We start from the raw sequence: 8,889 nt of genomic DNA on the forward strand, positions 1-8,889 counted from the left end.
GGGTCGCCCAGCCACCTCCACCCTCGATCCCTCCCCGCAAGAGGGATCGGAATTCCGTCGTGCCGGACACCAGGACCCGGACCGGCCGCAACAACAAGGGAAGGGAACAGTCTCATGGTCGGCAACGCCGTCCGGCACGTCCTCGCGGCCGCCGTCTCCATCGTCGCCACTTTCTCGGCCCAGGCCGAGGATTGGCCGATGTTCGGGCGCAACCACACCAACCAACACTTCTCGCCCCTGACGGCGATCGACCGGACCAACGTGAAGCGGCTGCGCCCGGCCTGGATGTTCCAGACCGGGATCACCGGCTATTTCCAGGCCGAGCCGGTAATGGTGGACGGGGTGCTGTACGTCTCCACCACCCAGAACCACGTGGCGGCTCTGGAGGCCGGGACCGGCCGCGTGCTGTGGACCTATACCCACAAGGCGCGCACCGAGAAGATCTTCGGCCCGGCCTCGAACCGTGGAGTCGCCGTCTCGGGCGGCAAGGTCTTCGAGGCGACCATGGACGGGCGCCTGATCGCCCTCGACGCCAAGACCGGCAAGGTGGTCTGGGATCACGAGGCGGTGCGCCCGGAGGAGGGCGAGTCCGAGACCGCCTCGGATCTGGCCGCCACGCTCGGGGCCAAGGGCGTCCAGGGGTCGAGCCGGCTCGGCTTCAAGATGCCTCCCCTCGTCGCCGACGGGCTCATCATCGTCGGAGTCGCCGGGGCCGGCTACGGGCTCCACGTCGAATCCGACAAGGGCGGCGTCGGCGAGGGCGCGGTGGTCGGCATCGAGGGCGGCTACGGACGCCGCGGATGGCTCGCCGCCTACGACGCCGACACCGGCCAGGAGCGCTGGCGCTGGTACGTCACCAAGGCCGATGGCTGGGAGGGCGGCTTCGTCGACAAGACCCTCGACGGCCTGCCGCTGCAGCGCGACATCCCCGCCGAGAAGGCGGCGGCGGCGCAGTTCTCCGGTTCCTGGAAGGTCGGCGGCGGCTCGTTGTGGATGACCCCCGCCTACGACCCGGCGCTCGGCCTCATCTATGTCGGCACCGGCAACCCGGCGCCGCAGAATTTCGGGATCTCTCGGCCCGGCGACAACCTCTACTCGGTCAGCCTCGTCGCCCTCGACGTCCGCACCGGCGTCCTGCGCTGGTACCATCAGCACGTTCCCCACGATGAATGGGGCTACGACGTGGCGAGTGCGCCGTTCCTGATGGACTACGCCACGCCGCAGGGGCCGGTGAAGGCGGTCGCCCAGGCGAGCAAGACCGGCTGGATCTACGTCAACGACCGGGCGAGCGGGGCGTTGCTCGGGCGCTCGGCCTCCCTTGTGCGGCAGAAGAACCTGTTCGCTCCTCCGACCGAGGCCGGCACCGTGGTGAGCCCGGGGCCGCTTGGCGCGATCTCGTGGCACCCGGTCGCCTACGACGCGGCCAAGGGCGCCGCCTACGCCCAGGTCCGCCAGAGCGCCACCACCTACGTCGTCAAGACCGTCGCGGCCACAGCCGGGCGCCCGGCGATCCGGTACACCGAGACGGCGGATGCGCCGGGCGAACCGGCCTTCTCGGCCCTCACCGCGGTCGATCTCGCGGTCGGCGGCGCCATCTCGTGGTCGGTGAGGTCGAAGACCCGGCTGTCCGGCGGAACGCTGGCGACCGCCGGCGGCCTCGTCTTCTCCGGTGAGGAGGACGGTCATCTCAACGCGCACGATGCCCAGAGCGGCGCGGTGCTGTGGCGCTTCCAGTGCGGTGCCGGCATCAGCGGGCCGCCGGTGACCTTCTCGCTCGGAGCGACGCAATACGTGGCGGTCGCCGCGGGCGGTGCCTCCTACACCAAGGGATCGGGCTTCGGCACCGGCGATGCATTGGTGGTCTTCGCGCTCCCCGACTGACGGTCCGCACGCCCGAAAGGTCTCGACCATGGATACCGCCCAGGCACAGCCCACCGACAGGGGCGCGCCGGTGGTTCGCACCATCGCCATGCCCTCGGACACCAACCCGGCCGGGGACATCTTCGGCGGCTGGCTGATGGGCCAGATGGATCTCGCCGCCGGCAACGTCGCCGCACGCCGGTCCCGGGGGCGCTGCGCCACGATCTCGGTGGACGCCATGACCTTCCACTCGCCGGTCTTCGTCGGCGACGAGGTCAGCCTCTATGCCTGGATCGTCGCCGTCGGCCGCACCTCGATCCGCATCCAGGTCGAGGTCTGGCGGCGCGAGCGCACCGGCGAGGCGACCATGAAGGTGACGGAGGGTCGCTTCACATTCGTCGCGATCGACGCCGACAGGCGACCGCGGGTGGTGCCGCCCGAGGATGAGGCGGCTGAGGAGCCTACCGGATCGCGATGAGCGATTTCACGAGTCTCGCGAAGCATTCCCGCTCGATGCGGGCGTCGGGGAAGAGGGCTGCCATCTCGGCTGCGTCGAGGAGGCTCGAGTCGGAGAGAATGCGGTCGGCCTCGTCGAGGGTCTCGGCCTTCGGGAAGAACCCGTGGGCACCCCTCATGACGAGGCTGCGCTGCCAGGGGCGCGGCAGCCAGTGGATCAGTGGCGTGCGCAGGTGCGGTTCGACCGGGAACCAGTAATTGGGCGTCTGCACGTAGTAGCGCGGGGCGATGCGGCGGATCTCGGCGGCCATTCGCGCCTTGTTGTGCCAGCTGCCGACATGCTCGATCACTGAGTTCGAATGGACGATGTCGAAGCTGCCGTCGGCGATGTCGGACAGCGCGCAGGCGTCGCCGATGCGCGCCGTGAAACGGGCATCGGGTGTCTTCTCAGGGTAGAGATTGACCAGCGTGAAGTGCAGCGGCCGGTCCTTCCAGAGCGGCTCGAGCCCGAGCCAATACTCGGCCGCACCGCCGAGATCGAGAACGCGACAGGTCGACTTTGTCGCCAGGACCTCGTCGCACATCGCCAGGAAGGCACGTACCCGCCTCTGCCGGAAACGATTTCCGTAGACGTCGGCCTTCGTCGGCTTGACCCACCACATCGCATATCCCTGTCCTGCACCCGGCGTGCCAATGCGGGACCGTTCCGAAGGTCGCCCGCCCGCATCGGGACGGGGTCGTCCGAAACGAACCGCATGCCGTCCCACTCCGCAATCGGAGCGCCAGGACGTTGTGGGACGCAAACCTCCTCGTCGATCATGCTAACCGAAAGGGGCCGCGCGGCCCCGGCTGAGGGCCGCCCTCGTTCCGGTTCGATCCCATGACCAGACAGACCCATGCCGGACCCGGCGATCGGCCCAGCCGCAGGGCGGTGCTGGCGGGCGGCCTTGCGGCCTCGCTCTGTGCCCCATTCCCGGCGCAGGCGGGCTCCTGGGCCGCCGACAGTCTCCACGCGGCGGCCTCGGCCAAGGGGCTGGCCTACGGCTCGGCCGTCAACATCACACCCCTGCGGCGGGACCCTGCCTATGGCCGCGCGCTCGCTCGCGAATGTGGGCTGGTGGTCGCCGAGAACGAGATGAAGATGAACTACGCTTGGCCGGAGCCGGGGCGGCAGGCCTTTGCGGGGGGCGACGAGACACTCGCCTTCGCGCGGGCCAATGGCCAGCGCCTGCGCGGCACCACTCTGATCTGGCACGAGGCCCTGCCGGACTGGGCGAGGGCTCGGATCAACCGGCGCGAGGGCGAAGCCCTGATGCGGCGCTGGATCGGCCTGATCGCAGGGCGCTACCGCGGCCGCATCGAGTCCTGGGATGTCGTCAACGAGATCTGCGGACCCGAGGACGGGCGGGAGGGCGGCCTGCGCAACAGTCCCTGGCTCGATGCCCTCGGGCCTCGCTACCTCGACCTCGCCTTCGAGAGTCTGAGGGAGGTCGATCCCGGCGCAGCCGGCCTATGGAACGAGAACGACCTCGAACTCTCCGCGGACTGGATCAACCGGCGCCGCGCCATGGTGCTGAAGACGCTCGGCGGCATGATCGCTCGTGGTGTCCCGATCCGCCGCTTCGGCCTGCAGGGGCACATCTACAGCACCCACGCCCTCGACGAAGCACGGCTGCGCGGCTTCCTGCGCGAGATCGCCGCGATGGGGCTGTCGATCGAGATCACCGAGTTCGACGTCGACGATCGCGCCTATCCGGCCGATGTCGCGGTGCGAGACCGCAAGGTGGCGGATTTCGCCCGCCGCTTCCTCGACGTCGTCCTCGACGAGCCGGCAGTCCTCAACGTGACGACCTGGGACATCACCAACCCCAACACCTGGCTCAATGCGAACCTGCAGCGCCGCCGCAAGGACGGCCTGCCCCAGCGCGCGCTTCCCCTCGACGAGGCCTACCGGCGCACCCCCCTATGGCGAGCGATGCACAAGGCCTTCACGGATGCGCCCGATCACCGGGCCGCCCGCGTCCGATTGCGGGGCGTCTGACCGCACAGCGTCAGCGCCGGCCCGCCGTGGTCGAGGGGCGAGCCTCGGCGTATTGCTTGAGGAAGGTCGTCATCTCGGCCAGCACCGGCGCCTTCGAGCGGAAGGCGATCGAGAGTGCCAGGAGCGTGTCGGCATGATCGAGGCCGGGATAGACCCGTTCCTGCACCGGCACGCGGACATCGCGCAGCCGCGCCGCGAGATTCTGGGTGTTGCGCGGCCGCACGATCGCGTCCGCTTCGCCGGTCGCCAGGAAGGCCGGCGGGGAATGGAGGCCCGCGAAGGTTACGGGCTGGGTCGCGGCCTTGTCGGGGGCCTCGCCGAAGACCTGCTGGGCGGTCCCCTCGTCGAGCGGCAGGAAATCGTAAGGACCCGATAGGCCCGCGACCGCGCGGATCGCTCGCGGATCGACACCGGCCCGGCGCAGGTAGCGCGGATCGAGGCCCAGCATCACCGCATTGTAGGCGCCGGCCGAATGGCCCGCGAGCACGATCCGGCGCGGGTCGCCGCCATAGCCCGCGATGTTGTCGCGAACCCAAGCGATGGCCGCGGCCCCGTCGTCGAGGAAGGCGGGGAATCGCACCTCCGGGTAAAGCCGATAGTCCGGCATCACCGTGACGAAGCCCTGCGCCGCCAGGGCCTGACCGACGAAGGCGTAATCCTCCTTCGACCCGCCCTTCCACGAGCCGCCGTAGAAGAACACCAGCACCGGAGCTCCGGCCGTGGCCGCCACCGGGACGAAGACGTCGAGCCGCCGCCGCGGCTCCGTGCCGTAGGCCGCATCCCTCAAGGCGAGCCGGCCTCCGCTGTCGCGCGGCCCCAGCGCGTCGAACAGGGCGAGGGGAGAGCAGGAGGCGACGCCAAGCGCGCCGATGACGAGGGTGAGCAAGCTGGCGGCGACGGCGAGGAGTCGGGTCATTCGTCTCTCGGAACGGGGCGATGCCGGCCTGATGCCATGACGGACGGGGCGGATTCATGGCCGGTCGGAGAGGAACACCGCATCGTGATGACGGGCTCGAGGTGTCCGTTCATCGTCGCTGATCCCGCTTGCTCCGGGCTGGCGCCGGCCGTCGCGGAGCGAGCCGGATCGACTCTTCCGCTCGCCCTCGATCGGCTGACGGCATCACACCCTCGGCGATCCTGATCGACTCCGTTCCGGCTGCCGGCCTCGCAGTTTTAGGGCCGCGCACTATCTCAGGCGCAGCGTTCGATTGTCGGACGCGGGAGCCTGGCAGCCATGATTTCGTTTTTCGATCGTCAGGGCCAGGCGGTCGCGTTCTGCGAGGACGGCCGGTCGATCTATTTCTGGGACGGCAAGCCGGCCGCCTATTTCGACGGCGACATGGTGTTCGCCTATCCGGGTCATCTCGTCGGCTGGTTCCAGGATGGCTGGATCATCGATGGTCAGGGCGATTGCCTGCTCTTCGAGAGCGACGCGATCCGTGGCCCGACGAAACCCGAGCGGCTGGCGAAATCCACTCCTGCGCCGCGCCGGCCGAAGCCGGCCAAGGCGGCGCGAACCGCGGAGACGATCACCGGTCGCCCGGTCCAGACCACGACCTGGTCCACTCGCACCTTCGCACAACTCGTGTGACGCTTCGACCGCCGATGGGCGGCCGTGCAGCCTCGATCGATGGGGAACTGCCTTGCTGCGGGTTGAACGTGCAAGCCACGGCTGGTAGCAAGCGGGCACGGTCGCCGGTGTAGCACAGCGGTAGTGCAGCGGTTTTGTAAACCGAAGGTCGGGAGTTCAATCCTCTCCACCGGCACCGATGTCGTGACCCAAGCACCAAGTGATCGATCGAAGCGCTGGCCCACCGGCAGTCCGATTGGGCGTGTGGGCAACGAGCTTTCACGCGTCTCGTCAACTGATTCCGTCCACCTCTCCGCGTCGGGCTTCCGGGAGCGCGAGGACGCGCTAGGATGATGGCGATTCAGCGCAACAGGGTGTGACGGCCATGCAGGACGACCAGCACGATGAGTCGCCGCACGAGCATTCGCTTGAGGGCGCCGAACGCTGGAAGCACGACGGCGTCCGTGTGATCCCGGGCGACATGCTCGACGCCAATACCGCGCAGACACCCGGGATGTTTCGGCAGGCGGCGATCAACCATGCCCGGGTCGGGGCTCAGAAGATCTGGGCCGGGACCGTCGCCATCGCAGCCGACGCGAAGACCGGGGTTCATCACCATGGCGCTCTAGAGAGCGTGATCTACGTGGTCTCGGGTCGCGCCCGGATGCGCTGGGGAGACCGGCTCGAATACGTCGCCGAGGCAGGGCCGGGCGACTTCATCTTCCTGCCGCCCTACGTGCCGCATCAAGAGATCAATGCCGATCCGAACGAGGCGCTGCACTGTGTGCTCGTTCGTTCCGACAACGAGGCGGTGGTGGTCAACATCACCGATGTGGAGCCCGTCGAACGCCCCGAGGCGGTTCACTGGGTCGATCCGATTCACAAGCATCCGTGACGGCAGGTAAGGCTTCCGGATACATCCACCGCCCGGTTTCCGGCGTGAGTCTCCCCACGCCGGCGATGGGTCGCGCTCAGCGGCTCTTCTTGTAGAGCTTGCTCGCGACCTCGAAGATCTCTTCCGGCGCGTAATCGGGTGCGAAGGCACCGTAGTTGCCGTCGAGCTCCGGGATCTTTCCACCTTCGGGAAGACCGTCCACGATTTCGAGGTTGCCCGGCGGATCGCCCGGGAGCGCCACTTCGTCGTTGGACCAGACGCCGGCCGCCTCCCGGTAATCGTCCGGGCTGAAATGGTAGAGGCGCCGGTGACTGCCCTCGTTCAGGTACTTCTGACACTCGGGAATGCGGCTGAGGTCGATATTCGGCGTCGGCAGCATCTTCTCGATCTCGACGCCGGTGAGCTTCTTGAGAGCCAGCGCGTAGGCGTGGGCATGGACCGAGCCACGCACGAGGAGGTAGCCGCAGACCTCGCGACCGGTCGGATCGCTGAGCGTCTCGTAGACGCGCAGCTTGTGGATCCGGGCACCGCATTCGAGGTGGAAATTGTGCAGCAGGTCGATGATCAGGTTCCCGGTCGTGGTGACCATGTCCATGTTCCAGGACGCGGCGTTGCTGTTCATCGGCATGGCGCCGCCGCCGTTGCTCAGGAAGCTGCCGGCGAGCCGGATATCCTGCATGTCCTTGAACGGCGCCTTGGAGATGTCGACGTCCTTGGTGTCGTCGCCCGGGCCGCAATTCAGCATCGAGACGCCGGTGGAGACGAGCTCGACGTGGCCGAGCTCTTCGGCGAAGATGCTCGACACGAGGCTATAGAATGGGCGCAGCTTGGTCTTGTTACGAAAGTTGAAGCTCTGGAACATGTAGTTCCCAAGCGTCGACATCTCTCCGTATTTACCGCCCAACAACTCCTGCAGCGCTGCCGCGGCGTTTGGCTCGGGTCTTTTAGGCTGCGGAAGCTCAGCTTGCAGACGATCGATGCGCATAAACATAGGTTATTACCTTCGCGGCCAGTGTTTCTGGTGGAAGGGCTACGGTTAACGCGGCGATGGGTTCCGGCGCCCGGCCGATTCCCGCCCGAGGCCGACGGGTCCGGGCGACGCGCCCGATAGAGCGTCAGGGCCGCGCGCCGACCTGCAAGATCTCCGCGGGCGCGGCCCTTTCGTCGGTGAACACCGCCGCCGTCAGAGCGCTCCCGAAGACGCAGGCCGTATCGAGGTTGCTCCGATGGCGGCGGAGATCCGGTCGGCCGGTCCTTTGCGGGGTATGCCCGTGGACCACGTGCTTGCCGAAGTCGAAATCGGTGCCGAGGAACGGTTCGCGGATCCAGAGGCGCGTCGCGACATCGGGGTCGATGCCGAGGCGACCCGGTCGAAATCCCGCATGGACGAAATATCGCTGCGCGTCCTCATGCACCGTCGGGAGGCCCGAGAGCCAGCCGAGCACATCGCGGGGCAGGGCCTCGGGGTCGGAGATGCCGAACGACGCGAGGGTGGTGGTGCCGCCGTTCTCAAGCCAGGTCGTGGTGCCGGGCCCTCGTCGACCGGCATCGATCATCAATGACTCGTGGTTGCCCATCAGGCAGGTGACGAAGCCGGGCTCGCGGGCTTCGAGGGATCGCAGGCGCGCGATCACGCCGGCACTGTCGGGTCCGCGGTCGACGTAGTCTCCGAGAAAGACGAGGCGTCGACGACGTCCGGCCCCATGCCGGTCGATGACGTCGATGAGGCGGTCGAGGGCCTCGGCGCAGCCGTGGATGTCGCCGACCGCATAGGTGAGACCGGTCACCGCGAGGTCTCCGCGGGTGGCCTTACGGCGACGTCGGGTCCGTTCCTCGCGACGCGTTTCGATTCCATAAGTTGGCTCCCTCGCCGTTGTGCGACCGCTGTCCCTTGATCATCGGACGGCAAGCCTCTATCGGAGCCGCGTCTTCAATGCCGGCGCTCCGTCGAGCGATCCACCCTGTCGAGCGATCTTCGACGACCGCTCATACGACCCTGCCGCAGGAAAGTGACGATGGCCAAAGAGAAGTTTGCTCGCACGAAGCCGCACTGCAACATTGGCACGA

At 67.9% G+C, this 8,889-nt stretch carries 9 protein-coding genes and 1 tRNA gene; 6 read left to right on the forward strand and 4 right to left on the reverse strand.

Features of this window, described 5'->3' with window-relative positions; translation table 11 throughout:
* Positions 1–114: 114 nt before the first annotated feature.
* On the forward strand, positions 115–1,881 hold the full coding sequence (locus ACFE7U_RS07955) for a pyrroloquinoline quinone-dependent dehydrogenase (RefSeq protein ID WP_375409195.1): 1,767 nt from the start codon (positions 115–117) through the stop codon (positions 1,879–1,881).
* Between the two features lie 28 nt (positions 1,882–1,909).
* Complete coding sequence (locus ACFE7U_RS07960) at positions 1,910–2,338, forward strand: acyl-CoA thioesterase (protein ID WP_375409196.1); 429 nt, start codon at positions 1,910–1,912, stop codon at positions 2,336–2,338.
* Here ACFE7U_RS07960 and ACFE7U_RS07965 read toward each other — a convergent pair.
* Positions 2,322–2,978, reverse strand: coding sequence for a methyltransferase domain-containing protein (locus tag ACFE7U_RS07965; protein WP_375409197.1), 657 nt, complete (start codon positions 2,976–2,978; stop codon positions 2,322–2,324). The genes ACFE7U_RS07960 and ACFE7U_RS07965 overlap by 17 nt on opposite strands.
* A gap of 218 nt (positions 2,979–3,196) precedes the next feature.
* On the opposite strand from ACFE7U_RS07965, the gene ACFE7U_RS07970 reads away from it, so the two are divergent.
* The gene (locus ACFE7U_RS07970; RefSeq protein ID WP_375409198.1) at positions 3,197–4,357 is read left to right on the forward strand and encodes an endo-1,4-beta-xylanase; all 1,161 of its coding nucleotides are present in this window, start codon (positions 3,197–3,199) and stop codon (positions 4,355–4,357) included.
* 10 nt (positions 4,358–4,367) lie between these two features.
* Here the strand turns inward: ACFE7U_RS07970 and ACFE7U_RS07975 are convergent, their stop codons facing one another.
* Entirely contained in the window at positions 4,368–5,273 is a 906-nt protein-coding gene (locus ACFE7U_RS07975) for an alpha/beta hydrolase (protein ID WP_375409199.1), read from the reverse strand.
* A 318-nt stretch (positions 5,274–5,591) separates the two neighbouring features.
* On the opposite strand from ACFE7U_RS07975, the gene ACFE7U_RS07980 reads away from it, so the two are divergent.
* From ACFE7U_RS07980 to ACFE7U_RS07990, 3 genes are all read left to right on the forward strand, one after another.
* Positions 5,592–5,948 (forward strand): 4-fold beta flower protein, encoded by a 357-nt coding sequence (locus ACFE7U_RS07980; protein WP_375409200.1) that lies wholly within the window; start codon positions 5,592–5,594, stop codon positions 5,946–5,948.
* A gap of 103 nt (positions 5,949–6,051) precedes the next feature.
* Positions 6,052–6,123, forward strand: a tRNA-Thr gene (locus ACFE7U_RS07985).
* A 189-nt stretch (positions 6,124–6,312) separates the two neighbouring features.
* Positions 6,313–6,822, forward strand: coding sequence for a cupin domain-containing protein (locus ACFE7U_RS07990; protein WP_375409201.1), 510 nt, complete (start codon positions 6,313–6,315; stop codon positions 6,820–6,822).
* A 76-nt stretch (positions 6,823–6,898) separates the two neighbouring features.
* Here ACFE7U_RS07990 and ACFE7U_RS07995 read toward each other — a convergent pair whose 3' ends face one another.
* Both ACFE7U_RS07995 and ACFE7U_RS08000 read right to left on the reverse strand, forming a co-directional pair.
* Positions 6,899–7,813 (reverse strand): manganese catalase family protein, encoded by a 915-nt coding sequence (locus ACFE7U_RS07995; RefSeq protein ID WP_375409202.1) that lies wholly within the window; start codon positions 7,811–7,813, stop codon positions 6,899–6,901.
* A gap of 124 nt (positions 7,814–7,937) precedes the next feature.
* A complete protein-coding gene (locus ACFE7U_RS08000) occupies positions 7,938–8,609 on the reverse strand; it encodes a metallophosphoesterase family protein (protein ID WP_375409203.1) in 672 nt (223 codons plus the stop codon).
* Positions 8,610–8,889: the final 280 nt, after the last annotated feature.

Origin of the sequence: uncultured Methylobacterium sp. (genome assembly GCF_964251405.1) — a bacterium.
In the GTDB taxonomy this organism is placed as follows: Bacteria; Pseudomonadota; Alphaproteobacteria; order Rhizobiales; family Beijerinckiaceae; genus Methylobacterium.

What these genes read in the sequence shown, in the direction of transcription:
- ACFE7U_RS07965 (WP_375409197.1), bottom strand. Translation starts at nt 2,978, where the DNA reads ATGTGGTGGGTCAAGCCGACGAAGGCCGACGTCTACGGAAATCGTTTC.
- ACFE7U_RS07995 (WP_375409202.1), bottom strand. Translation starts at nt 7,813, where the DNA reads ATGTTTATGCGCATCGATCGTCTGCAAGCTGAGCTTCCGCAGCCTAAA.
- ACFE7U_RS07975 (WP_375409199.1), bottom strand. Translation starts at nt 5,273, where the DNA reads ATGACCCGACTCCTCGCCGTCGCCGCCAGCTTGCTCACCCTCGTCATC.
- ACFE7U_RS07980 (WP_375409200.1), top strand. Translation starts at nt 5,592, where the DNA reads ATGATTTCGTTTTTCGATCGTCAGGGCCAGGCGGTCGCGTTCTGCGAG.
- ACFE7U_RS07970 (WP_375409198.1), top strand. Translation starts at nt 3,197, where the DNA reads ATGACCAGACAGACCCATGCCGGACCCGGCGATCGGCCCAGCCGCAGG.
- ACFE7U_RS07960 (WP_375409196.1), top strand. Translation starts at nt 1,910, where the DNA reads ATGGATACCGCCCAGGCACAGCCCACCGACAGGGGCGCGCCGGTGGTT.
- ACFE7U_RS07955 (WP_375409195.1), top strand. Translation starts at nt 115, where the DNA reads ATGGTCGGCAACGCCGTCCGGCACGTCCTCGCGGCCGCCGTCTCCATC.
- ACFE7U_RS07990 (WP_375409201.1), top strand. Translation starts at nt 6,313, where the DNA reads ATGCAGGACGACCAGCACGATGAGTCGCCGCACGAGCATTCGCTTGAG.